This window comes from Streptomyces roseolus, from assembly GCF_014649855.1.
GTDB classification, from domain to species: Bacteria; Actinomycetota; Actinomycetes; order Streptomycetales; family Streptomycetaceae; genus Streptomyces; species Streptomyces roseolus.
The window spans coordinates 92,145-114,877 of record NZ_BMTV01000020.1 but is presented as its reverse complement, the minus strand read 5'-3'; the positions used below and the strand labels follow the sequence as shown (position 1 = coordinate 114,877).

Below are 22,733 nucleotides of genomic sequence, written 5' to 3'. Positions count from 1 at the left end.
TGAGCGGGGGGTGCGCCCCGGACCGCGCCGGGACCTGTGGGGACGGGGAGCCGACGCGGTCGTACGCCGTCAGCGTGTCGTGAGCGACGACGCGCCGGCGGCGTACGTGTGCTCCAGGAACCGCGTCAGGGCGGTGCTGTCGAACTGGACGACGGCGACCCCGTCCCGGCCGTGGAACTCGACGACCGTCTGCACCCGCCCGCACGGCCACACCGCGATGTCGCCCCGGTGCGCGGGCTCCCGCAGCCCGTCCTCCAGGAGGGCGCGGGGAAAGGACCACTCGACGCCGCCGGGCAGCACGAAGCGGACGGTGGCGGGGGAGAAGCCGGGGTCGTAGCGGAGGGCGACCGGGACGCCCCGGGCGACCGGTCCGTCGTCGCTGATCAGGCGGCCTCGGGCGTGGTCCTCGACGGCGCGCATGGGGTGGCTCCTCAGGTCGTGGCCGGGTCCGCAGGCCGTGGTTGAGTCGTTTTATTCCTTGATGTCGCATTCTTCCCCGGTCACCGGATGGTCACTCGTGACGTGTCCGGCCTCACATCCGGCGTCTTGCCATCCGGGCGCTCTTGCACGTCTTTTGCAGCTGCGCTCATCATTCGGTTCGTGCATGTACCCGACGGATTCATCAACGCCCCCGTGTCGGCCGCCGCCGGCGTCGCCGCCGCGGCGGCCGTCGCCGTGAGCCTGCGCGGAGCGCGCAAGGAACTGGGGGGCCACCCCCGGGCCGAAGACCTCGGAGGAGACAGGCTCGCCCCGCTCGCGGGCCTCGTCGCGGCCTTCGTCTTCGCCGTCCAGATGCTCAACTTCCCCGTCGCGGCCGGGACCAGCGGCCACCTCCTCGGCGGGGCGCTCGCGGCGATCCTCGTCGGGCCCTGGACCGGCGTCCTGTGCATCGCCGTCGTCCTGCTCATGCAGGGCGTCCTCTTCGCCGACGGCGGCCTCACCGCGCTCGGCGTCAACATCACCGTCATGGGCGTGGTGACGGTCGTCACCGCCCACCTCCTCTTCCGCGGCCTGCGGCTCGTGCTGCCCCGCACCCGGGGCGGCGTGACCGCCGCGACCTTCGTCGCCGCGCTCGTCTCCGTACCGGCCTCGGCCGCCGCCTTCACCCTGATCTACGCGATCGGCGGCACCACCGACGTGCCGATCGGCAAGGTCCTCACCGCGATGCTCGGCGTCCACGTCCTCATCGGCATCGGCGAGGCCGTCATCACCGCCCTCACCGTCGGCGCCGTCCTCGCCGTCCGCCCCGACCTCGTCCACGGCGCCCGCGGCCTCACCGCCCCGCTGAAGCTCCGCGTCGACGGCGAGCTGGTCGACGCGCCGAAGCTCCGCGCCGACGGCGAGCTGGTCGACGCGCCGAAGCTCCGCGCCGACGGCGAGCTGGTCGACGCGCCCCCCGCGCCGGCCGGGACCCCCGCCCCCGCCGGGGCCCCCGCCACGAGGAGCCCGAGGAAGTTCTGGATCGGCGGGGTCGTCACCGCCCTCGTCCTCGCCGGCGTCGTCTCCTTCTACGCCTCCGCCAGCCCCGACGGCCTGGAGAAGGTCGCCGCCGACCAGGGCATCGACGCCAAGGCCGAGGAGTACGAGCACGCCACCGCCGACTCCCCGCTCGCCGACTACGGCGTCAAGGGCGTCGAATCCGCCCGCCTCTCCGGCGGCCTCGCCGGCGTCATCGGCGTCGGCCTCACCCTCGCCGTCGGCACCGGCGCCTTCTGGGCCGCCCGCCGCCGCGGACGGGCCGCCGACACCGGCGCCCGGGTCTGACGTGGGAGCGGGCCACGCGCACCACCTGTACCGGCGGGGAGACTCGCCGGTCCACGGCCTGCCCCCGCACACCAAACTCGCCGCCGTCCTCGGCTTCGTCCTGGTCGTCGTCACGACGCCCCGCGAGGCCGTCTGGGCCTTCGCCTGCTACGCGGCCCTGCTCGCCGCGGTCGCCGCCCTCGCCCGCGTCCCGGCCGGCTTCCTGCTCAGCCGGCTCGCGATCGAGATCCCCTTCGTCGCCTTCGCCGTCCTCATGCCCTTCGTGGTCCCCGGCGAGCAGACCACCGTCCTCGGCGTCTCCCTGAGCGTCCCCGGCCTCTGGGGCGCCTGGAACATCCTCGCCAAGGGCACCCTCGGCGTCGCCGCCTCCGTGCTCCTCGCCGCCACCACCGAGCTGCGCTCCCTCGTCCTCGGCCTCCAGCGGCTCGGACTGCCGTCGCCGCTCGTCCAGATCGCCTCGTTCATGATCCGGTACGGGGACGTCATCACCGACGAGATGCGCCGGATGTCCGTCGCCCGCCGCTCCCGGGGCTTCGAGGCGTCCGGCGTACGGCACTGGGGTGTCCTCGCGAAGTCCGCGGGCGCCCTCTTCATCCGCTCCTACGAGCGCGGCGAACGCGTCCACCTCGCCATGATCAGCCGCGGCTACACCGGCACCATGCCGGTCCTCGACGCCGCCACGACGACCCGGACCACGTGGGCGCGGGCCCTGGCGCTGCCGCTCGCCGCCCTCCCGATCCGCCTCCTCGCCCTCCTGGGATGACCACCATGACCGTTCCCCCCTCCCTCGACGTGCGCGGCCTCGCCTACGCCTACCCCGACGGCCACCAGGCCCTCTTCGGCGTGGACCTCACCATCGGGCGGGGCGAGCGGGTCGCCCTCCTCGGCCCCAACGGCGCCGGCAAGACCACCCTCGTCCTCCACCTCAACGGCATCCTCGCCGCCGGCGCGGGCAGCGTGACGGTCGCCGGGCTGCCCGTCGGCAGGAAGCACATGGCGGAGATCCGGCGGAAGGTCGGCATCGTCTTCCAGGACCCCGACGACCAGCTCTTCATGCCGACCGTCCGCGAGGACGTGGCCTTCGGGCCCGCCGCGGCCGGGCTGCGCGGCGCCGAACTCGACGCGGTGGTGGAACGGGCCCTGGCCCGGGTCGGCATGGCCGCGTACGCCGACCGGCCCCCGCACCACCTCTCCTTCGGCCAGCGCCGCCGGGTCGCCGTCGCGACCGTCCTCGCCACCGAACCGGAGATCCTCGTCCTCGACGAGCCGTCCTCCAACCTCGACCCGGCCTCCCGCCGCGAACTCGCCGACGTGCTGCGCTCCCTGGACGTCACCGTCCTCATGGTCACCCACGACCTGCCGTACGCCCTGGAGCTCTGCCCCCGCTCGCTGGTCCTCAGCGAGGGCGTCATCGCGGCGGACGGCCCGACCCGGGAGATCCTCGCCGACGACGCGCTCATGAACCGCCACCGCCTCGAACTCCCCTTCGGTTTCGTTCCGGGGTCCGTCGCCTGAGACCATGGGACCCGTTCGTACGAAAGGATGAGTGGGTCAGGTGGACGTCCAGGGCACGGTGGCACCGGGCTGGGAACCGGTCAGGGACGCGTTCCTGCGCAACTTCGAGCAGCGCGGCGAGAAGGGCGCGGCGGTCGCCGTCCACCACGACGGCGCCGAGGTCGTCGACCTGTGGGCCGGCACGAAGGACGCCGACGGCACCGAACCCTGGGCGCGGGACACCGCCCAGATCGTCCGCTCCGCGACGAAGGGCGTCGCCGCCGCCGTCCCGCTCCTCCTCCACCAGCGCGGCCGCATCGACCTGGACGCCCCGGTGGCCACGTACTGGCCCGAGTTCAAGGCCGCCGGCAAGGACCGCGTGACGGTACGGCAGCTCCTCGCCCACCAGGCCGGCGTCCCCGTCCTCGACCGGCCCCTCACCCTCGCCGAGGCCACCGACCTGGAGGCGTCCACCGCCGCGATCGCCGCCCAGGCCCCCGCCTGGGACCCCGGCACCGACCACGGCTACCACGCCCACACCTTCAGCTGGCTGCTCTCCGGCCTCGTCCACCGCGTCACCGGCCGCACCATCGGCCGCTGGGTCGCGGAAGAGCTGACCGCCCCGCTCGCCCTGGACCTCTGGATGGGCCTCCCGGTCGCCGAGGAGCACCGCGTCGGCCGCCTGGCCCCCGTCGACGCCCCCGAGGAGGCCGGCGCCCTCCGCCTGCGCCCCAAGCGCTCGGTCACCGAGGCCTGGGAGGACCCGGCCTCGCTCACCCGCCGCGCCTTCGAGGTCATCACCCCGAAGCCCGACGAGAACGACCCCGCCTACCGGGCCGCCGAACTCCCCGGCTCGGCCGGCGTCGCCACCGCCCGCTCCCTCTCCCGCTTCTACGCCGCCACCCTCGGCCCCCTCGCCGACGGCACCCCCCGCCTCTTCGCCCCCGCCACCCTCGCCCTGGCCCGCACCGAGGAGTCGGCGGGCACGGACCGGGTCCTCCTGGTCGGCACCCGCTTCGGCCTCGGCCACATGCTCCACGGCCCGGCCTCCCCGCTCCTCGGCCCCACCTCCTTCGGCCACCCCGGCCGCGGCGGCTCCCTCGCCTTCGCCGACCCCGCATCCGGCACCGCCTTCGCCTACGTCACCAACGGCATGCGGAAGACGGTCACCTCGGACCCGCGCGCCCAGGCCCTGGTGCGGGCGGTCCGCGCGTCCCTCCCCGCGTAGGCCCGTCTCCGGAAAGGGCCGGCGCCCTACCGGTCCGTGCCCCAGCGCCAGAGGAGCTCCCCGCCCTCGGGGACGGCGGCCCAGCGGGCGGCGGCGGCGTCCAGGCGCGGCCCCGTCCTCGCCAGGGCCTCCGCGTCCAGGAGCGCCGGGCCGACACCGCGGCCCTCCACGGGGAGGCCGCGCCACACCCGGTACGCCCAGTTCACGCGGAGCTCGGCGGCCAGCACCGCGTCGCCGCCCCGGCGCAGCACCTTCATCCCTGACCGGCGGTGCCGGCCCGGGACGACGAGCTCGAAGCCCTCGAACGTGGCGCCGCGCGCCGTCGCCCCCCAGAAGCCGTCCTCGATGCCGAGGGCGGTCTCCACGACGGCGTGGACCAGGTCGTGCGGCACGGTCGGCCCGACGGGCCCGGCGGGCAGTCTGACGTCCGGCCCCCTGCGCGCGCGGACCAGGACCTCGTGCTGATCGTCCGGCAGCTTCCGGAAGGAGATCTCCATCCGGATGACGGTAGGGCCGGATCCGGCGCCCGCCCAGCGATTTGTCCGCGGGGGTGGTCGTGCCGCCCGGCCGGTGCTGAGATCGGGGGATGGATCTCACGAAGCGGTTCGAAGGACGGACGGCGCTGATCACGGGCGCGGGCAGCGGCATCGGCGCGGCGACCGCCCGACGGCTGGCGGCGGAGGGCGCCCGGGTCCTGGTCACCGACATCGACGAGGAGTCGGCGCGGACGGTGGCGGCGGACCTCCCGTACGCGACCGCCCACCGCCTCGACATCACCGACCGGGAGTCGGTCGACGAGGTGGTCGGCGGCCTCCCCGCCCTCCACGTCCTCGTCAACAACGCCTTCGTCCCCTTCGTCGACGACCCCGACGAGAACTGGCGCCGCCAGCTCGACGGCACCCTCCTCGGCGCCGTCCGCTGCTCCCGTGCCGCCCTCCCGCACCTGGCCGCGACGGGCGGCGCGATCGTCACCATCGGCTCGGTCAACGCGGAGGCCGACTTCGGCGACCACGCCTACAGCGCCGCGAAGGCCGCCCTGGGCTCCTTCACCCGCACCCTGGCCGGCGAAGCGGCCCCGAAGGGCGTCCGCGTCAACCAGATCAACCCCGGCACCGTCGCCACCCCCTCCTGGGCGGGCCGCGAGAAGGACCTCGCCGCCCTGGGCGCCCGTGCCTACCCCCTCGGCCGCGTCGGCACCCCCGACGACATCGCCGCCGCCGTCGCCTTCCTCGCCTCCCCCGACGCCGCCTGGATCACCGGCTCCACCCTCCGCGTCGACGGCGGCCTGATGGCGGTCAACCGGCACTTCCGGGAGGTCATGGACGGCGGCTGACCCGGTCCCGGCCGACCCGGTCTCAGCCGCGGGCCGGCATCAGGCCGATGCCCGCGGCCCTCAGGCCGGCCGCCGCGATCCTCGGGCCGCCGAAGCGTTCCACGAGGCGTGCGTGACCGCCGCGACCAGCACCGCGCACGCGACCGGCGGCGTCACGCCGTGCGCTCGCGCACGTCCACGACGGTCGCGCCCGCGTGGGCGATCAGCTCCTCCGGGGGCAGCGCGAAGACCGCGTGCGGGGTGCCGGCCGCCGCCCACACCAGGGCGTGGCCGAGCAGCCCCTCGTCGGCGAGGACCCGGGTCCGGGTGCGGTGCCCGAAGGGCGGTACGCCGCCGATCGCGTACCCGGTCGTCTCCCGCACCACGCGCGCGTCCGCCCGGGTGACCTCCCCGGCGCCCAGCGCCTCCCGCACCCGCTCGACGTCCACCCGCGAGGCGCCGTCCATCAGGACGAGCACCGGCACCCCGTCGGCGGCGAAGACGAGCGACTTCACGATCTCGGAGACCGCGCAGCCGATGGCCTCGGCGGCCTGCTGCGCGGTCCGCGTCTCGTCGGGGAAGCGCCGCACCTCGACGTCGAGGCCCGACTCGGCGAGCGCGGCGGCGAACCGGGGGTGGGCGGCGGAAGCGGCATCGGTCGTCATGCCCCGCACGGTAGCGGTAGGTGCACGGGGCACGCGACCGTCTTTCCCGGGCCCGTCAGCCCGCCTTCAGGACCTGCGCCACCACCGGCCCCGCCGCGTCGCCGCCGTGTCCGCCGGCCTCGACGACGGCCGCGGCGGCGAGGTCGCCGGAGTAGCCGGTGAACCAGCTGTTGGAGGTGGACTGCGTCCCGACCTCCGCCGAACCGGTCTTCGCGCCCTTCGGCGACGGCACGCCCCGCATCGCCTCCAGGGCCGTGCCCCGCGGGGCGGTGGCCGCCGCGTTCATCATCTTCCGGAGCCCTTCCGCGACCGTCCTCGGAAGCCGTTCGGCGGTGGCGAACTTCTGACCGTCCCCGCCCTCCGGTACGAGGTACGGCTGGCGGAAGCCGCCGTTCTTCACGGTGGCGGAGACCGACGCCATGTTGAGCGCGTTCATGGTGATCCTGCCCTGGCCGATGTACGAGGCGGCGGTCTCGGTGCCGCTGGACTCGGGCACGTTCCCGTCCTCGGTCGTCACGCCGACCGACCACACCTCGCCGATCCCGAACCACTTCCGGGCGGTGTCGCCGAGCGCGGTGTTGTGGACGCCCTTGTTCTTCAGCGGGTTGATCGCCTTGATGAAGGCGGTGTTGCAGGACATGGCGAACGCGTTGGTCAGGTCGCCGTCGGTGGAGAAGTCCTTCAGGTTGTGGAACGTGTACCCGTCCCACTCCGCGGTGGGCGGACACTCCACCCGCGAGTCCGGCCCGGCGACGTCGTACCGCATCATCATCGCCGCCGTCACGATCTTCATCGTGGAGCCGGGCGCCTGCTTCCCCTGGAACGCCGTGTTGAAGCCCGAGGCCGGGTTGTTGGCGACCGCCCGTATCGCGCCCGTCGACGGCTCGACCGCCGCCACGGCCGCCTTCGGGAACTCCTTGACCGCCTTCTCCGCCGCCGCCTGCACGCCCGCGTCGATCGTGGTGCGCAGCTCACCCGGCTTGCCCGCCGACAGCACCAGGAGGGTGCTGCTCGGCGTGCCGTTCGCGCTCTCGATCCAGGTCTCGACGCCGGCCTCGCCGCCGGCCGTGCCGCCGTACCGCTGCCGCAGCGCGTCCAGGACGGGCACGAGCGACGGGTACTTCTCCGGCGGCAGCGCGACGCCCTTGTGGTCGACGGCCTTCACCGGCGGGGTCTTCGCGGTGCCGGTCCGCAGCGTGGCGCCGGCGGTCAGCTTCGGGTGCAGCACGGTGGGCGTCCACTTCACCAGCGGGCGGCCGGTGGACTCCCCGCGGACGACGCTGAGCTTCGACTCGTACGTCCACGGCTTCGACACCCCGTCGTACGTGACGGTCGCCTTCACCGTGAACGGCACGACCGTCCCCGTCGGCGTCCCCGCCGTGATGGCCGCCTCCGAGACGCCGCCCCCCTCCAGGTACGCGGCGACGGCCGGGCCCGCCGTCACCGGGTCGTTCGTCAGCTGACCGGCCCGGTCGGACTCCCCGGCCGCCCACGCGGCGAGGAAGTCCCGCGCCGTCGCGGTGACCTCCTCCGCCGTCAGCGGCCCGGTCCGCGGCGCCGCCCGCGTACCGACGTCCGCCGACCCGCCCGTGATCCCGTTCCAGAGGTTGTACCCCCCGTACGCGACCCCGCTCGCGACGACGGCGAACACCCCTCCGACGATGCCGACCTTGACTCCGCTGCGCATGACTGGGTTCCCCTCCCCGTGTGGACCGTCGAGTCAAGCAGCCGCCACCGACAACTGTCGAGCGGGATCGGCCCACACCTGTCACGTCCGCCGCAAACGGAATTCTCCCCTGCGAAGGATCTGTGAAGGTGTCCGGACCCTGGTCCCAGCCGTGGCGCCTTCCGTCCTCCTCCCTAGGATGCCGTCGAGCGTTGCTTCCGCATCGACGGTTTCGAGGCGACCGCGCGAAGCGAGGACGGGCCCAAGGGGAGGAGTCACCATGGCGTGGGACGAATGGAACCAGCTCAAGGCCGAGGCCGCCGGAGCCTCCTCGGCCCGGATGCAGTTGAACCGGGTGCCGGACGAGCCGGACGGCAAGTCGCTGTCCACCAACAGCCAGGGCGACCTCAAGGTCGTCAACGAGCACCTCGCCAAGATCGGCGACCACGCCTTCGGGCTCTACAACCGGCTGTGGCGCGAGGGCCGGGTGGCGGAGACCACCACCGACTCCGCCGCCTCCGACCTCTCGGGCCAGGGCTTCGAGCTGGGCGGCGCGCTCAGCCACGTCTCCCTCAAGTGGGCGTCCGCACTGGCGGACCTCATGGACGCCTGCGCGCACATCTCGAACCACATGGACTACACGAAGAACGCCCACGCCGGCGACGAGATCTTCATCGAGCGGCGCATGAGCGGCATCGCCACGCTCGACTCCGGCTTCGACGAGCGGGCCTCCGAGCCCGGCAAGCCGAACGACGTGTACGGCGAGAAGGACGACAAGGGCGAGAAGAAGGACGGCAAGTGATGGACTTCGACACCCTGCTGCACGCCAAGTTCGGCACGCTCGACGCGGCGCTGACCGACTGGAACACGCTCGTCACCAACCTGGAGAAGCTGGAGAAGGACGCGCGCGAGGGCCTGAAGGGCGCCGCCGCCAAGGCCGACTGGCAGGGCGTGAACTCCCAGGTCGGACGGAAGTTCATCGACAAGACCGCCGGTGAGTTCGGCGACGCGCACACCCAGGCCACCTCCGTCCGCAACATCCTCCGCGACACCCTCGGCGAGCTGAAGAAGTTCAAGGGAGACCTGGAGCAGGCCATCGAGTCGGCGCGGCAGCAGAAGGTGTCCGTCGTCCCCCAGGGGAAGAGCTTCATGGCCAAGGCCATGGACGGCGACGCCGGCAAGGACGTCCAGCAGAGCACCGTGGACGGCGTCCGGGACCGGATCGACGGCATCATCAAGAGCGCCGCCGAGAGCGACGGCTCCGCCGCCAAGGTCCTCCGCGCCCTCGTCGACCAGGCGGAGAAGGGCTTCGGCGACGCCGAGTACGGCGACCGGGACCAGGCCGCCGCCGCCATGAAGACGGCGGAGGACCTCGCGGCGCTGGCGAAGAAGGACCCGGGCAAGATGTCGGAGGCCGAGTTCGACCGGCTGCTCGCGGGCCTCACCAAGTACCACGGCGACGACCTCTTCGCCTCCACCTTCGCCCACGGGCTCGGCGCCCAGGGCACCCTCGACTTCTGGGCCCAGCTGAACGACCCGAACAGCCGCGACCACGCCGCCGACGGCAAGCGCCTCGACCAGTACAAGGACCTCCAGAAGCACCTGGGCCTGACGCTCGCCAACGCCACGCAGAGCGCGAGCCCGGACATGACGCGCTGGAAGTTCGACATGCTCCAGGCCGTGGAGAAGCCGATGGGCCCCGGCAACGGCCTCTCCGGCTACGTCGTGATGAGCAACCTCATGCGCTGGGGCGACTACGAGGACGACTTCCTCAACAGCTACGGCCGCAACATGCTCGCCAAGGAGCAGGAGGGCGTACGGGACGGCCGCCGCCCCGAGCAGATCTGGGGCTACAACGGCGGCGGCCTCTGGCCCCACCTGAACACCACCGGCACCGACTTCGGCTTCGACCCGATGACCGGCTACATGAAGGCCCTCTCCAACAGTCCGGACGCCGCGACCGCGTTCTTCACCTCGGAGTTCATCGGCAAGGACACCGAGAACAACCCCTTCAAGCGCGACACCGACGGCGACGGCAACAAGGGCCACATCGGCCTGACCAACTTCCAGTACCTCTTCGAGGAGCGGGAGTGGATGCGGGAGGAGGACGCGGAGGGCGAGGACAGCATCTCCGGGAAGAACTACCTCGCCGCCGCCCTGGAAGCCGCCACGACGGGCCACCCGGCCGGCGAACTCCCCACCCCGGCGACCGCCGCCCACACCGAGGAACAGGCCAAGCTGTACGGCGACATCGTCAAGTCCGTCTCCGAGGTCCCCTCCCGCCTCACCGACAACGGCTTCATGTCGGACAGCCTCGGCCAGATCTCGGCGGAGTACATGGCGGACATCCACCGGGGGCTGCGCGCGGGCGACGCCGGAGAGGACAAGCTGTACCCGATCGCGGGAGCGGCCGCGCCCCTCAACGAGCAGGACCTCACCCGCTTCCTGTACACCGTGGGACAGAATCCCGAGGGGTACGCGGCCGTCAGCGTCGGCCAGCACGCGTACACCGCCGGGATGCTGGAGTACCACTTCGCCCACCCCGACGCCTTCGTGGACGAGAAGGGGAACACCCCCGCGCAGAACCTGGAGAAGGCCACCGGCGCCATCGCGCACAACGCCGGTGAGATCCAGGGCATGCTGGGCGCCGGCCGCGCGTACGCCGCCGAACTGGACGCGGGCAACAAGGACGCCGAGTTCAACGACGCCATCACGAAGGCGGGCGAACTCGGCGAGTCCCTCGTCGGCATCGGTGTCGGCGCCGCCACGGCCTCGGCCGTCGGCCCGGGCGCGGTCATCGCCGGCGGCGCGGCGGAGACGGTCGCGGGCGAGATCATCGGAAGCCTCACCGAGGGGCTGATGAAGGACAGCTCGGGCGAGGTCATCTACCGCAACGGCGAGGAGATCAACGCGACCCGCGAATCGACCTTCGCCCTCGTGGAGAAGGCCGCCCAGGAGTCGGAGAAGAAGACCGGCGTGTCCTACCCGAGCGTGGTGTCCTCGATCGCGGGACAGACCGAAGCGGGCTTCACCTCCGCCCACACCAACATCCGTGACTACTGCGAGGGCGTGGGCGTCCCGAACGCGCTGGAGAAGGACAAGTGAGCATGACGTCGAGGAAGCGCGGCACCATCGCGCTCGCGGTGTGCCTGGTGCTGGTCGCCGCCTGGGCGGCGATCAGTCACGCCACCAACACCCCGCCTTTCGAGAAGCCGAAGGGGACGATCGGGGCGGCCGATCTCTGTCCCTCGTTCGGAGAATCGCAGGAGGCGGCGGACATTCTGAACCGGCTGCTGCCGTACGCGGTCTCCTACCGGATCCCTCGCGAGCGGGGCACTCCCCGCAGCCCGAGCCCCACCGACGTGAACCACCTGTCGAGCTGCACCGTCAGCGGTGACGGCCGGCGGCTGCTTCTGGTGCGCACGGAGATGGGCGCCTGGGGCAGCGAGCGGAGTTGGCGGGAGGAGGTGCTCGGCAACACCAACGGGCGGCGGCCGATGGCCTTCGACGCCGGGCGCTGGGCCTTCACGACGACACCGGAGATCCTGCGGGTCGGGGCGGTCTACTCCGCCTGTATCCCCTACGGGAACTCCGGTCTGAGCACCTTCGTCCAGCTCCGCGACCCCGCCCCCGCCGACCGCCTCGACGACCTCCGCCGCCTCGCCGAGATCGCGGCCGAGACGGCCCACAAGACAGCCCGCTGCACCCTCCCCGCCGACGCCCCGCGTCAGTAGGAGACGGAAGTAGGGGACGGAAGAGGGAGGGCCCGACCGCCGGTCGGGCCCTCCCTCTTCCGTTCCGCCGCTAGATCCAGGTGTCCAGCCACATCCGGGCCCGCCACTGGTCCATCGGGATCGGGGTGGCGGTGTAGATCGGCCAGAAGTAGATGAAGTTCCAGACGATCAGGAGGACCAGGCAGCCCGCCACCACGGCGCCGATCGTGCGGCGTCTCTCCGTGGAGCCCTTCGGGCCGATGATGGCGCCGATCATCATGGCGACCGCCAGGCACAGGAAGGGGACGAGGATCACGGCGTAGAAGTAGAAGATCGTGCGCTCCTGGTAGCGGAGCCACGGGAGCCAGCCGGCGGCGAAGGCGCAGAGGATCGCGCCGGCGCGCCAGTCGCGGCGGAACAGCCAGCGCCACAGGACGTACAGGAGGGCGGCGCAGCCGGCCCACCACAGGAGCGGGGTGCCGAGGGCGAGGATCTCCTGGGCGCACTTCTCCTTCGCGGAGGCCGGGCAGCCGGCCGTGCCGGGGGCGGGGGACTCGTAGAAGTAGGAGACGGGGCGGCCCGCGACCAGCCAGGACCAGGGGTTGGACTCGTACGTGTGGGGCGAGGTCAGCTCGACGTGGAACTTCCACACCGCGGACTCGTAGTGCCACAGGCTGCGCCACCACTGCGGCAGCCAGCTCCAGAAGCCGGGGTCCACCGCGTCCTGCTCGGCGGCCCAGTTCCGGAAGTACCCCTTGTCGGAGACGAGCCAGCCCGACCAGGTGGCCAGGTAGGCGGCGAACGCCACCGGCACCGTGGAGACGAAGGCGGGCAGCACGTCCTTCTTCAGGACCGCCACGTACGGGCGGACCGCGCCCGCCGTCCGCCGGGCGCCGACGTCCCACAGGACGGTCATCAGGCCGAACGCGGCGAGGAAGACCAGGCCGTTCCACTTCGTGGCCCCCGCCAGGCCCAGCATCACGCCGGCCGCCAGCCGCCACGGGCGCCAGCCCAGGCGGAGGGTCTCGGCGATCTCCGCGTCGGGCCGCAGGACGCCCTCCGCGTCCTCGGGGAGCGCGGCGGCGAGCCGTTTCCGCGTCCGGTCCCGGTCGACGACCAGGCAGCAGAAGGCCGCGAGGACGAAGAACATCAGCACCTGGTCGAGGAGCGCGGTCCGGCTCATCACGAAGTGCAGGCCGTCGACGGCGAGCAGCAGTCCGGCGAGGCAGCCGAGGAAGGTGGAGCGGAAGAGGCGGCGGCCGATCCGGCACACCATGAGGACGGAGAGCGTCCCGAGCAGCGCCACCATGAACCGCCAGCCGAACGGTTCGAAGCCGAAGAGCTTCTCGCCCACGCCGATGACCCACTTGCCCATCGGCGGGTGGACCACGTATCCCGGGTCGGTGGGGATCAGGACCGAGCCGGGGTCCTTCAGGATCGTCTTGTCGATGTCCTTGGGCCACGCCCCCTCGTACCCCTGGTTGATCAGGGCCCACGAGTCCTTGGCGTAGTACGTCTCGTCGAATATCACCGCGTGCGGCTTGCCCAGGTTCCAGAACCGGAGCACGCCCGCGACGGCCGCGACGAGCAGCGGGCCGCCCCACGCGGAGAGCCGCCACAGCCGGTCGGCGGCCCCGGGACCGAGTCCCAGGAGCGAGGTCACCCGCGGCGAGGGCCGGGTGTACGGCGGGTCGAGCCGGTCCCGGGTGCCGATGGCGAGCGAGCCGGCGGCGGGCGGGCGGTAGCCGAAGCGCCGCAGCCGCAGCTGCCACGACGAGGGCTCGGCCACGGTCGGCGCCATGGAGTGCTGGCCCTCCAGGGCCTCGGGTGCGGTACGGGTCACCGCGCCATCGTAGGGACTGCGCCTGTGCGCGTCGCCCGTCCCGGCGGTACGGGGCGCCGTGACGGGAGCGACTTCCGGGAGGAGAGCGGCGCGACTCCTGGGAGGATGGACGTGTGACAGGAACGCTGGTACTCGCAGGGACCCCCATCGGTGACGTCGCGGACGCGCCGCCGCGGCTCGTCGCCGAGCTGGAAGGGGCGGACATCGTCGCGGCCGAGGACACCCGCCGGCTGCGCGGGCTGACCCGGGCGCTCGGCGTCCACACCACCGGGCGGGTGGTGTCGTACTTCGAGGGGAACGAGTCGGCGCGCACGCCCGAGCTGGTCGAGGCCCTCCAGGGCGGCGCGCGGGTGCTGCTCGTGACGGACGCGGGCATGCCGTCGGTCTCCGACCCGGGCTACCGCCTCGTCGCCGCCGCCGTCAAGGTGGACATCAAGGTGACCGCCGTCCCCGGCCCGTCCGCCGTGCTCACCGCACTCGCGCTCTCCGGCCTCCCCGTCGACCGGTTCTGCTTCGAGGGCTTCCTGCCGAGGAAGGCCGGCGAGCGGCTCGGCCGGCTCAAGGAGGTGGCGGCCGAGCGGCGCACCCTCGTCTACTTCGAGGCCCCGCACCGGCTCGACGACACCCTCGACGCGATGGCCGAGGTCTTCGGCACCGACCGGCGCGCCGCCGTCTGCCGCGAGCTGACCAAGACGTACGAGGAAGTGAAGCGCGGCCCGCTGGGCGAGCTGGCGGCCTGGGCGAAGGAAGGGGTGCGCGGCGAGATCACGGTCGTCGTCGAGGGCGCCCCGGAGACCGGACCCGAGGAGCTGGACGCCGCCGAGCTGGTGCGCAGGGTGCGGGTGCGCGAGGAGGCGGGGGAGCGGCGCAAGGAGGCGATCGCCGCGGTCGCCGCCGAGGCGGGGCTGCCCAAGCGGGAGGTCTTCGACGCGGTCGTCGCGGCGAAGAACGCGTCCTGACAATTCCAGGAAAGGCCCTGGAAACGGTAAAGGGCTAATCTTTGAGGTAAAGCCGAATCCGGCGCCGGGAGACTTCAGAGGGCGCTTTGGCAAGGGAACGCCCAAAACCGTTCCACGGTTTCTTCCGTGCTGATGCGCTCCGGCCCGAAAAGGCGTCCACTGGACCAGTGGAGAGGAGCTGGCATGAGCGAGTCCACCGGCACCGGAACGCCCGTCGTCCATGAGGCCTACGCCTTCGCCTGCATGAGGTGCGGGTACGGCTGGGAGCAGTCCTACGAGATAGAGCACCGCACGGACGCGCACGGCCAGGCGTTCGTCGTCTACAAGGCGGGCGGGGAGCGGGTTCCCTCGCCGCTCTCGAACCCGACCTGCATGAACTGCGGCGGCCACGTCGTGCGGATCATGCGCGCCGGGCAGGTGTCGACCGTGCTGGACCTGATCGCGTCGATGGAGCACCACGGGCGCGGCGGCGGCGCCAAGGAGACCAGGCCCGTCTCGCCGGCCGGGCCGGTGGGCCAGGAGCTGGCCGAGGGCGACGAGACACCGCCGGTCCCGCACCACTGGCACCTCTCCGACCTGCTCCACCCCTTCCGCTCCCGGCACTGAGGGCGGAGCACCGGAAGCGGACGCGCTCATGGCCCTCGTACGATCGGGGCCATGAGTGCCAAGGACGCCCCGCCGCCGCTGCCCGAACCCCTCCTGGTGGAGGTGGCCGACTCGCACACCCACCTCGACATGCAGTCCGGCACGGTCGAGGAGGCGTTGGCCAAGGCCGCGGCCGTCGGCGTGACGACGGTCGTGCAGGTCGGCTGCGACGTGAAGGGCTCCCGGTGGGCCGCGGAGACCGCGGAGCGGCACGCGAACGTGCACGCGGCCGTCGCCCTGCACCCCAACGAGGCCCCCCGGATCGTCCTCGGGGACCCGGACGGCTGGTCGCGACAGGGCGCGCGGGAGGCCGGCGGCGACGCGGCGCTCGACGACGCGCTCGCCGAGATCGACCGGCTCGCCGCCCTCCCGCACGTCCTCGGCGTCGGCGAGACCGGCCTCGACTTCTTCCGCACGGGCCCCGAGGGCACGGCCGCGCAGGAGCGTTCCTTCCGCGCCCACATCGAGATCGCCAAGCGGCACGGCAAGACCCTCGTCATCCACGACCGGGATGCCCACGCCGACGTCCTGCGCGTCCTCGACGAGGAGGGCGCCCCCGAGCGGACCGTCTTCCACTGCTACTCCGGCGACGCCGCGATGGCGGAGATCTGCGCCGCCAAGGGCTACTACATGTCCTTCGCCGGCAACATGACCTTCAAGAACGCCCAGCCGCTGCGCGACGCCCTCGCCGTCGCCCCGCTGGACCTCGTCCTCGTCGAGACCGACGCCCCCTTCCTCACCCCGGCGCCCTTCCGGGGCCGCCCCAACGCCCCGTACCTGATCCCGGTCACCGTCCGGGCGATGGCCGCGGTGCGGGGGATCGACGAGAACGCGATGGCGGAGGCGCTCGCCGTGAACACGGCCCGCGCCTTCGACTACTGACCCGCGCCGCGCCCCGCGCCGAGGACCACCGGCACATAACGGTTACGTATCGTGGCCGGGTCGCCGTGGAGAGTGACGGGCGCCGGGGCTAGGGTCCCGGCCTCGTGAGCACTTCCCAGGGCGGTCACCGCGCCGGACGGCGGGCCGCGACGGCCACGCTGCCCGTCCACGAGCAGCCCACCCTCCCCCGCGTTCCCGGCTCCGCCCGAACAGAGGGGACCCGCACGGCGCCCCTCGCCGTGGAACCCCTCCCCGCCCCCGTCCCCGCGCAGGGCCGGGCCGCCGCCCGGCGCGGGGCCCGGCGCCGCAAGGCCGCCCGCCCGGCCGGCGACGGACTGCGCAGGCTCGTGCCGCAGGCCCTCGTCGTCGCCTTCCTGGCCGGCGGCACCAGCGCCTTCGTCGCCGACGACAAGGCCGTCCGGCTCTCCGTCGACGGCGTCCCCCGCACCCTGCACACCTTCTCCGACGACGTGCGGGAACTCCTCGCCGACGAGGGCCTGGAGATCGGCGAGCACGACCTCGTCGCCCCCGCCCCCGGCGAGCCGCTGGCCAGCGGCGACGAGGTCGTCCTGCGGTACGGCCGGCCGGTGTCCCTCACCCTCGACGGGTACCGCCGCCAGGTGTGGACCACCGCCGACACCGTCGACGGCGCCCTGCGCCAGCTCGGCGTCCGCGCCGAGGGCGCCTACCTGTCGGTCTCCCGCTCCGCCGCGATCTCCCGCACCGGCCTCGCGCTCGACGTCCGCACCGAACGCGCGGTCACCTTCCTCGCCGACGGGCGCGAGCGGACCGTCCGCACCAACGCGGCCACTGTCGCCGAGGCCCTCGACGAGGCCGGCATCACCCTCGGCGGCGAGGACACCACCTCCGTCCCGCAGGACGCCTTCCCCCGCGACGGGCAGACCGTCACCGTGCTGCGGATCACCGGCTCCACCCAGACCCGCGAGGAGGCCGTCCCGTACGCCGTCGAGCGCGTCCGCGACCCGGAGCTCTTCGCCGGCACCGAGGTCGTCGAACGGCAGGGCGTGCCGGGCCTGCGCCGGATCACGTACCACCTGCGCTCCGTCAACGGCGTGCAGCAGCGGCCCCGCCGCACCGGCGAGGAACTCGTCCGCGAACCCGTCTCCCGCAAGGTCCGCGTCGGCACCCGCGCGCTCCCCGCCTCCGTGGCCGGCGCCGACGGCCTGAACTGGGGCGCGCTCGCCGCCTGCGAGTCCGGCGGCCGGCCGGACGCGGTCGACCCCTCGGGGACGTACGGCGGCCTCTACCAGTTCGACCCCGGCACGTGGCGCTCCCTCGGCGGCACCGGCGTCGCCCAGAACGCCCCCGCCGCCGAGCAGACCTTCCGGGCGAAGAAGCTCTACGTCCAGCGCGGCGCCGGCCCCTGGCCGCACTGCGGGCCCAGGTTGTTCCGGTGACCGGTACGGCGACCCGTAGGCTGTACCGGTGAGCACCACCACCGGCCCCGACGGCCCCGACGCCCTCCTCGGCCCCGCCGACATCCGTGAGCTGGCCGCCGCCCTCGGCGTGCGCCCCACGAAGCAGAAGGGCCAGAACTTCGTCATCGACGCCAACACCGTCCGGCGCATCGTCCGCACCGCGGGCGTGCGCCCGGACGACGTGGTCGTCGAGGTGGGGCCCGGACTCGGCTCCCTCACCCTGGCCCTCCTGGAGGCCGCCGACCGGGTGACCGCCGTCGAGATCGACGACGTCCTCGCCGCCGCGCTGCCCGCGACGATCGCCGCCCGCATGCCGGACCGCAAGGACCGCTTCGCGCTGGTCCACTCCGACGCCATGCTCGTCCGGGAGCTGCCGGGCCCGGCGCCGACCGCGCTCGTCGCCAACCTCCCGTACAACGTGGCCGTGCCCGTCCTGCTGCACATGCTCGACCGCTTCCCGACCATCGAGCGGACCCTCGTCATGGTCCAGGCCGAGGTCGCCGACCGGCTCGCCGCCGGACCGGGCAACAAGGTGTACGGGGTCCCCTCCGTCAAGGCGAACTGGTACGCCGAGGTCAAGCGCGCCGGAGCCATCGGCCGCAACGTCTTCTGGCCCGCGCCCAACGTCGACTCGGGCCTCGTCTCCCTGGTCCGCCGCACGGAGCCGATCGCGACCACCGCCACCAAGGAAGAGGTCTTCGCCGTCGTCGACGGGGCCTTCGCGCAGCGCCGCAAGACGCTGCGGGCCGCCCTCGCCGGCTGGGCGGGCTCGCCCGCCGCCGCCGAGGAGGCGCTGGTGAAGGCCGGCGTCTCGCCGCAGGCGCGCGGCGAGGCGCTGACGGTGGAGGAGTTCGCCCGGATCGCGGAGAACAAGCCGGAGGCGCGGGCGTGAACGGCGTGACGGGTGCGGCGGGCGTGACCGTACGGGTCCCGGCCAAGGTCAACGCGCAGCTCGCGGTGGGCGCCGCCCGCCCCGACGGCTTCCACGACCTCGCCACCGTCTTCCTCGCGGTGTCGCTGTACGACGAGGTCACGGCCACCCCCGCCGACCGGCTGACGGTCACCTGCGAGGGCCCCGACGCGGACAAGGTCCCGCTGGACGCCACCAACCTCGCGGCCCGCGCCGCCACGCTCCTCGCCGCCCGGCACGGCCTCTCCCCGGACGTCCACCTCCACATCGCCAAGGCGATCCCGGTGGCCGGCGGCATGGCCGGCGGCAGCGCGGACGGCGCCGGCGCCCTCCTCGCCTGCGACGCGCTGTGGGGCCTCGGCACCCCGCGTGACGTGCTCCTGGAGATCTGCGCCGAACTCGGCTCCGACGTGCCCTTCAGCCTCGTCGGAGGCGCGGCGCTCGGCGTCGGCCGCGGCGAGCGGCTGACGGAGCTGCCGGTGGCCGGACCCTTCCACTGGGTCTTCGCGGTCGCCGACGGCGGCCTGTCGACGCCGACGGTGTTCGGCGAGTTCGACCGCCTCACCGAAGGCGTCGACGTCCCCGAGCCGGCCGCCTCCCCGGCCCTCCTCGACGCCCTGCGCACCGGCGACACGACCGCGCTGGCCGACGCCCTCGCCAACGACCTCCAGGCCCCCGCGCTCTCGCTGCGCCCCTCGCTCGCCGCGACCCTCGCGGCCGGCACGGAGGCCGGCGCCCTCGCGGCCCTGGTCTCCGGCTCGGGCCCCACGACGGCCTTCCTGGTGAAGGACGCGGAGTCGGCGGAGCAGGTGGCGCGGGCCCTGCGCGCCTCCGGCACCTGCCGCGCCACCCACACCGCCACCTCCCCGGCCCCGGGCGCGACGGTCCTCCCGTGACCCCCCGGTACTCAGTGGCCGGCTGAGTATCCGCGCCCTGTCGGGCCGCAGGCGGGCACGGGACCCTGCCCGTATGAGAATCAGCGCGCGGGAGCTCGCCGAGGAAACACCGGCGAGCCGGGACCGGTACGTGGACCTGCTGAGGGTCGTCTCGCTCGGGGTCGTCGTGCTCGGCCACTGGCTGATGGCGGCCGTGACCCAGGACGGCGTCGGCAACCTGCTGGCGGTCGTGCCGGAGCTCCAGCCGGCGACCTGGGCGCTCCAGGTGATGCCGGTGTTCTTCTTCGTGGGCGGCTTCGCGCACGCCCTCGCCCACCGCTCCCGCCCCCGGTACGCGGACTTCCTGCGGGCCCGGCTCCGCCGGCTGCTGCGGCCGACGATGGTGTTCGTCGCGGTGTGGGGCGCGGCGGCGCTCGCCCTCCAGGTGGCGGGGGCCGACGGCGGGCTGACCGGCGTCGCGCTGCGCCTGGTGACGCAGCCGCTGTGGTTCATCGGCATCTACCTGGCGATGGTCGCCTTCACGCCGCCGCTGCTGCGGGCGCACGAACGGTACGGCTGGGGCGCCTTCGCGGGCCTCGCGGCCGCCGCCGTCCTCGTCGACGTGCTGCGCTTCGCCGCCGGCGTCCCGTACGTCGAGTTCCTGAACTTCGCGTTCGTCTGGCTGGCCGTGCACCAGCTCGGCTTCCTGCGCGCGGACGGGGCGATCCGGCGCCCGGCGCTCCTCGCGGCGGCGGGGCTCGCGGGCGCGGGCCTGCTCGTGGCCCTCGGCCCGTATCCGCTGTCCATGGTGGGGATGCCCGGCGAGAAGGTGTCGAACATGGCCCCGCCGACGCTGGCCCTGCTCTGCCACGGCCTGTGGCTGATCGGCGCGGTGGAGCTGCTGCGCGGCCCGGGCGCGCGGTTCGCGGCCCGGGCGCGGGTCTGGCGGGCGGTGGTCGCGGCGAACGGCATCGCGATGACGGCCTTCCTGTGGCACCTGACGGCGATGCTCGGCGTGTACGGCGGGATGCTCGCGCTCGGCGTACGGCTCCCGGCCCCGGCCACGGCCGCCTGGTGGGCGCAGCTGCCGCCGAGGCTCCTCGCCGCGGCCCTGCTGACCGCCCTCCTCGTCGCGGTCTTCCGCCGCTTCGAGGCCCCGGCCCCCGCCCCCCGCACCGGCGGTTCCGGCCCGCTCGCCGCGCTCGGCATCGCCCTCGCGCTCCTCGGCGTCCTCGGCCTGTCGATGACGGGCTTCGGCGGCCTCCTGGAGGGCCACACCGCCACCCTGATCGCCGTCCGGGTGACCGCCCCGGCGGCGGTCGCGATGGCGCTGGCGGGCTGGCTCCTCGTCGACCGGCCGGGCCGCTCCCGGCCCTGAGCGGTCGGCCGGGCCGCCGACGGGGCGCGGCGACGTACCCTGGTACGTCGATCGATCACCCCGCACTGGAGTCAACGTGGCCGTCAACCTGGTCAATGTCGAGAACGTCAGCAAGGTGTACGGCACCCGTGCCCTGCTCGACGGGGTCTCGCTCGGCGTCTCCGAAGGGGACCGGATCGGGGTCGTGGGGCGCAACGGCGACGGCAAGACCACCCTCATCCGGATGCTGGCGCGCCTGGAGGAGGCCGACACCGGCCGCGTCACGCACAGCGGCGGGCTGCGGCTCGGGGTGCTGACCCAGCACGACTCGCTCGACCCGAAGGCCACCATCCGGCACGAGGTCATCGGCGACCTGGCCGACCACGAGTGGGCCGGCAGCGCCAAGATCCGGGACGTGCTCACCGGCCTGTTCGGCGGCCTCGGCCTGCCCGGCTTCGAGCACGGCCTCGACACCGTCATCGGTCCGCTCTCCGGCGGCGAGCGGCGCCGCATCGCGCTCGCCAAGCTGCTCATCGAGGAGCAGGACCTCCTCGTCCTCGACGAGCCGACCAACCACCTGGACGTGGAGGGCATCGCCTGGCTCGCCGGCCACCTCCAGGCCCGTCGCTCGGCGCTCGTCTGCGTCACCCACGACCGCTGGTTCCTCGACCAGGTCTGCACCCGCATGTGGGACGTGCAGCGCGGTGACGTGTACGAGTACGAGGGCGGCTACTCCGACTACGTCTTCGCCCGGGCCGAGCGGGAGCGGATCGCCGCGACCGAGGAGGTCAAGCGGCAGAACCTCATGCGCAAGGAGCTGGCCTGGCTGCGCCGCGGCGCCCCCGCCCGGACCTCCAAGCCCCGCTTCCGCATCGAGGCGGCCAACGCGCTCATCGCGGACGTGCCGGAGCCCCGCGACAGCACCGAGCTGATGAAGTTCGCGGGCGCCCGGCTCGGCAAGACCGTCTTCGACCTGGAGGACGTGACCGTCACCGCCGGTCCGAAGACCCTCCTCCAGCACCTGACCTGGCAGCTGGGCCCCGGCGACCGCGTCGGACTCGTCGGCGTCAACGGCGCGGGCAAGACCTCACTCCTGCGGGCACTGGCGGATGCCGCCGCCACCCAGGGCGAGAAGCAGCCGCCGGCCGGCCGGATCGTCGTCGGCAAGACCGTCCGCCTCGCCTACCTCTCCCAGGACGTCACCGAGCTGCCCGGGCAGCTGCGCGTCCTGGAAGCCGTGCAGCAGATCCGCGACCGGGTCGACCTCGGCAAGGGCCGGGAGATGACGGCCGGGCAGCTCTGCGAGCAGTTCGGCTTCGGCAAGGAGAAGCAGTGGACGCCCGTCGGCGACCTGTCCGGCGGCGAGCGCCGCCGGCTCCAGCTGCTCCGCCTGCTGATGGACGAGCCGAACGTCCTCTTCCTCGACGAGCCCACCAACGACCTCGACATCGAGACCCTGACCCAGCTGGAGGACCTCCTCGACGGCTGGCCGGGCTCCATGGTCGTCATCTCCCACGACCGCTTCTTCCTGGAGCGCACCACCGACCGCACCTTCGCCCTCCTCGGCGACCGGGCCCTGCGGATGCTGCCGCGCGGCATCGACGAGTACCTGGAGCGCCGCCGCCGGATGATCGAGGAGGCCGCCCCCGCGCCGGCCCCCACGGCCGCCCCGCAGCAGAAGGCCGGCGTCTCCGCGGCCGACGCGCGGGCCGCCAAGAAGGAGCTCCAGAAGGTCGAGCGGCAGCTCGACAAGATCTCCGAGCGGGAGACGAAGCTGCACACGCAGATCGCCGAGAACGCGACCGATTTCGAGAAGGTCGCGAAGCTCGACGCCGAGTTGCGAGAACTTTCGGGAGAACGTGAAGAGTTGGAGATGCGCTGGCTCGAACTGGCCGAGAACGCATAACGAGGGCATCACGGACCGGTCCTCCCTTGGGCACAAGGGATGGACCGGTCGCTTTTGCGCCACCGGGTGAGTGGT

General features: G+C 73.5%; 21 protein-coding genes. 16 read left to right on the top strand and 5 right to left on the bottom strand.

Annotated elements, in window-relative coordinates:
• Positions 1–69: 69 nt before the first annotated feature.
• Positions 70–420 (bottom strand): SsgA family sporulation/cell division regulator, encoded by a 351-nt coding sequence (locus tag IE245_RS23380; RefSeq protein WP_189950734.1) that lies wholly within the window; start codon positions 418–420, stop codon positions 70–72.
• Between the two features lie 180 nt (positions 421–600).
• Here IE245_RS23380 and IE245_RS23375 point away from each other — a divergent pair, with 180 nt between their 5' ends.
• The 4 genes from IE245_RS23375 to IE245_RS23360 are packed head-to-tail and all read left to right on the top strand — an operon-like array spanning position 601 to position 4,486.
• Complete coding sequence (locus IE245_RS23375) at positions 601–1,764, top strand: energy-coupling factor ABC transporter permease (protein ID WP_189950731.1); 1,164 nt, start codon at positions 601–603, stop codon at positions 1,762–1,764.
• Between the two features lies 1 nt (position 1,765).
• Complete coding sequence (gene cbiQ / locus IE245_RS23370) at positions 1,766–2,527, top strand: cobalt ECF transporter T component CbiQ (protein ID WP_189950729.1); 762 nt, start codon at positions 1,766–1,768, stop codon at positions 2,525–2,527.
• A gap of 5 nt (positions 2,528–2,532) precedes the next feature.
• Entirely contained in the window at positions 2,533–3,279 is a 747-nt protein-coding gene (locus IE245_RS23365) for an energy-coupling factor ABC transporter ATP-binding protein (RefSeq protein ID WP_189950727.1), read from the top strand.
• Positions 3,280–3,319: 40 nt separating this feature from the next.
• On the top strand, positions 3,320–4,486 hold the full coding sequence (locus IE245_RS23360) for a serine hydrolase domain-containing protein (protein WP_189950844.1): 1,167 nt from the start codon (positions 3,320–3,322) through the stop codon (positions 4,484–4,486).
• A 26-nt stretch (positions 4,487–4,512) separates the two neighbouring features.
• On the opposite strand, the gene IE245_RS37770 is transcribed toward IE245_RS23360, so the two are convergent.
• A complete protein-coding gene (locus tag IE245_RS37770) occupies positions 4,513–4,983 on the bottom strand; it encodes a hypothetical protein (protein WP_189950725.1) in 471 nt (156 codons plus the stop codon).
• An 89-nt stretch (positions 4,984–5,072) separates the two neighbouring features.
• On the opposite strand from IE245_RS37770, the gene IE245_RS23350 reads away from it, so the two are divergent.
• Complete coding sequence (locus tag IE245_RS23350; protein ID WP_189950723.1) at positions 5,073–5,819, top strand: SDR family NAD(P)-dependent oxidoreductase; 747 nt, start codon at positions 5,073–5,075, stop codon at positions 5,817–5,819.
• 152 nt (positions 5,820–5,971) lie between these two features.
• Here IE245_RS23350 and IE245_RS23345 read toward each other — a convergent pair whose 3' ends face one another.
• Both IE245_RS23345 and IE245_RS23340 read right to left on the bottom strand, forming a co-directional pair.
• Positions 5,972–6,463: a YbaK/EbsC family protein gene (locus IE245_RS23345; RefSeq protein ID WP_189950722.1), complete on the bottom strand. Its 492-nt coding sequence runs from the start codon at positions 6,461–6,463 to the stop codon at positions 5,972–5,974.
• A 55-nt stretch (positions 6,464–6,518) separates the two neighbouring features.
• On the bottom strand, positions 6,519–8,150 hold the full coding sequence (locus IE245_RS23340; RefSeq protein ID WP_189950718.1) for a penicillin-binding transpeptidase domain-containing protein: 1,632 nt from the start codon (positions 8,148–8,150) through the stop codon (positions 6,519–6,521).
• Positions 8,151–8,409: 259 nt separating this feature from the next.
• Between IE245_RS23340 and IE245_RS23335 the strand changes: the two genes are divergently transcribed.
• From IE245_RS23335 to IE245_RS23325, 3 genes are read left to right on the top strand one after another with little or no spacing between them, the layout of a single operon-like run.
• Entirely contained in the window at positions 8,410–8,931 is a 522-nt protein-coding gene (locus IE245_RS23335; RefSeq protein WP_189950717.1) for a hypothetical protein, read from the top strand.
• On the top strand, positions 8,931–11,234 hold the full coding sequence (locus IE245_RS23330) for a DUF6571 family protein (RefSeq protein WP_189950715.1): 2,304 nt from the start codon (positions 8,931–8,933) through the stop codon (positions 11,232–11,234). Before IE245_RS23335 ends, IE245_RS23330 begins: the two co-directional genes overlap by 1 nt.
• 2 nt (positions 11,235–11,236) lie before the next feature.
• Positions 11,237–11,863 carry a hypothetical protein gene (locus IE245_RS23325; protein WP_189950713.1) on the top strand — a complete coding sequence of 209 codons (627 nt, stop codon included), beginning with the start codon at positions 11,237–11,239 and terminating at the stop codon, positions 11,861–11,863.
• A gap of 70 nt (positions 11,864–11,933) precedes the next feature.
• Here the strand turns inward: IE245_RS23325 and IE245_RS23320 are convergent, their stop codons facing one another.
• Positions 11,934–13,685: a dolichyl-phosphate-mannose--protein mannosyltransferase gene (locus IE245_RS23320; RefSeq protein WP_189950711.1), complete on the bottom strand. Its 1,752-nt coding sequence runs from the start codon at positions 13,683–13,685 to the stop codon at positions 11,934–11,936.
• A gap of 113 nt (positions 13,686–13,798) precedes the next feature.
• Between IE245_RS23320 and rsmI the strand changes: the two genes are divergently transcribed.
• The 8 genes from rsmI (at position 13,799) to IE245_RS23280 (ending at position 22,658) form a co-directional block, all read left to right on the top strand.
• On the top strand, positions 13,799–14,644 hold the full coding sequence (gene rsmI / locus IE245_RS23315) for a 16S rRNA (cytidine(1402)-2'-O)-methyltransferase (RefSeq protein ID WP_189950709.1): 846 nt from the start codon (positions 13,799–13,801) through the stop codon (positions 14,642–14,644).
• A 183-nt stretch (positions 14,645–14,827) separates the two neighbouring features.
• Positions 14,828–15,250 (top strand): hypothetical protein, encoded by a 423-nt coding sequence (locus tag IE245_RS23310; RefSeq protein WP_189950707.1) that lies wholly within the window; start codon positions 14,828–14,830, stop codon positions 15,248–15,250.
• A 51-nt stretch (positions 15,251–15,301) separates the two neighbouring features.
• Complete coding sequence (locus IE245_RS23305) at positions 15,302–16,171, top strand: TatD family hydrolase (RefSeq protein WP_189950705.1); 870 nt, start codon at positions 15,302–15,304, stop codon at positions 16,169–16,171.
• A 104-nt stretch (positions 16,172–16,275) separates the two neighbouring features.
• The gene (locus IE245_RS23300; RefSeq protein ID WP_189950703.1) at positions 16,276–17,589 is read left to right on the top strand and encodes a resuscitation-promoting factor; all 1,314 of its coding nucleotides are present in this window, start codon (positions 16,276–16,278) and stop codon (positions 17,587–17,589) included.
• Positions 17,590–17,617: 28 nt separating this feature from the next.
• Positions 17,618–18,502, top strand: a complete 885-nt coding sequence (gene rsmA / locus IE245_RS23295; protein WP_189950701.1) for a 16S rRNA (adenine(1518)-N(6)/adenine(1519)-N(6))-dimethyltransferase RsmA — start codon at positions 17,618–17,620, stop codon at positions 18,500–18,502.
• Complete coding sequence (locus IE245_RS23290; RefSeq protein ID WP_373305384.1) at positions 18,499–19,416, top strand: 4-(cytidine 5'-diphospho)-2-C-methyl-D-erythritol kinase; 918 nt, start codon at positions 18,499–18,501, stop codon at positions 19,414–19,416. Before rsmA ends, IE245_RS23290 begins: the two co-directional genes overlap by 4 nt.
• Positions 19,417–19,489: 73 nt before the next feature.
• Complete coding sequence (locus IE245_RS23285; RefSeq protein WP_189950699.1) at positions 19,490–20,773, top strand: acyltransferase family protein; 1,284 nt, start codon at positions 19,490–19,492, stop codon at positions 20,771–20,773.
• 76 nt (positions 20,774–20,849) lie between these two features.
• Positions 20,850–22,658, top strand: coding sequence for an ABC-F family ATP-binding cassette domain-containing protein (locus IE245_RS23280; RefSeq protein ID WP_189950696.1), 1,809 nt, complete (start codon positions 20,850–20,852; stop codon positions 22,656–22,658).
• The last annotated feature ends 75 nt before the right edge of the window (positions 22,659–22,733 follow it).

Excerpts from the sequence above, each read along its gene's own strand:
- IE245_RS37770 (WP_189950725.1), bottom strand. The coding sequence starts at position 4,983 with ATGGAGATCTCCTTCCGGAAGCTGCCGGACGATCAGCACGAGGTCCTG.
- IE245_RS23340 (WP_189950718.1), bottom strand. The coding sequence starts at position 8,150 with ATGCGCAGCGGAGTCAAGGTCGGCATCGTCGGAGGGGTGTTCGCCGTC.
- IE245_RS23380 (WP_189950734.1), bottom strand. The coding sequence starts at position 420 with ATGCGCGCCGTCGAGGACCACGCCCGAGGCCGCCTGATCAGCGACGAC.
- IE245_RS23365 (WP_189950727.1), top strand. The coding sequence starts at position 2,533 with ATGACCGTTCCCCCCTCCCTCGACGTGCGCGGCCTCGCCTACGCCTAC.
- IE245_RS23285 (WP_189950699.1), top strand. The coding sequence starts at position 19,490 with ATGAGAATCAGCGCGCGGGAGCTCGCCGAGGAAACACCGGCGAGCCGG.
- IE245_RS23335 (WP_189950717.1), top strand. The coding sequence starts at position 8,410 with ATGGCGTGGGACGAATGGAACCAGCTCAAGGCCGAGGCCGCCGGAGCC.
- IE245_RS23350 (WP_189950723.1), top strand. The coding sequence starts at position 5,073 with ATGGATCTCACGAAGCGGTTCGAAGGACGGACGGCGCTGATCACGGGC.
- IE245_RS23345 (WP_189950722.1), bottom strand. The coding sequence starts at position 6,463 with ATGACGACCGATGCCGCTTCCGCCGCCCACCCCCGGTTCGCCGCCGCG.
- IE245_RS23305 (WP_189950705.1), top strand. The coding sequence starts at position 15,302 with ATGAGTGCCAAGGACGCCCCGCCGCCGCTGCCCGAACCCCTCCTGGTG.
- IE245_RS23330 (WP_189950715.1), top strand. The coding sequence starts at position 8,931 with ATGGACTTCGACACCCTGCTGCACGCCAAGTTCGGCACGCTCGACGCG.
- IE245_RS23325 (WP_189950713.1), top strand. The coding sequence starts at position 11,237 with ATGACGTCGAGGAAGCGCGGCACCATCGCGCTCGCGGTGTGCCTGGTG.
- IE245_RS23310 (WP_189950707.1), top strand. The coding sequence starts at position 14,828 with ATGAGCGAGTCCACCGGCACCGGAACGCCCGTCGTCCATGAGGCCTAC.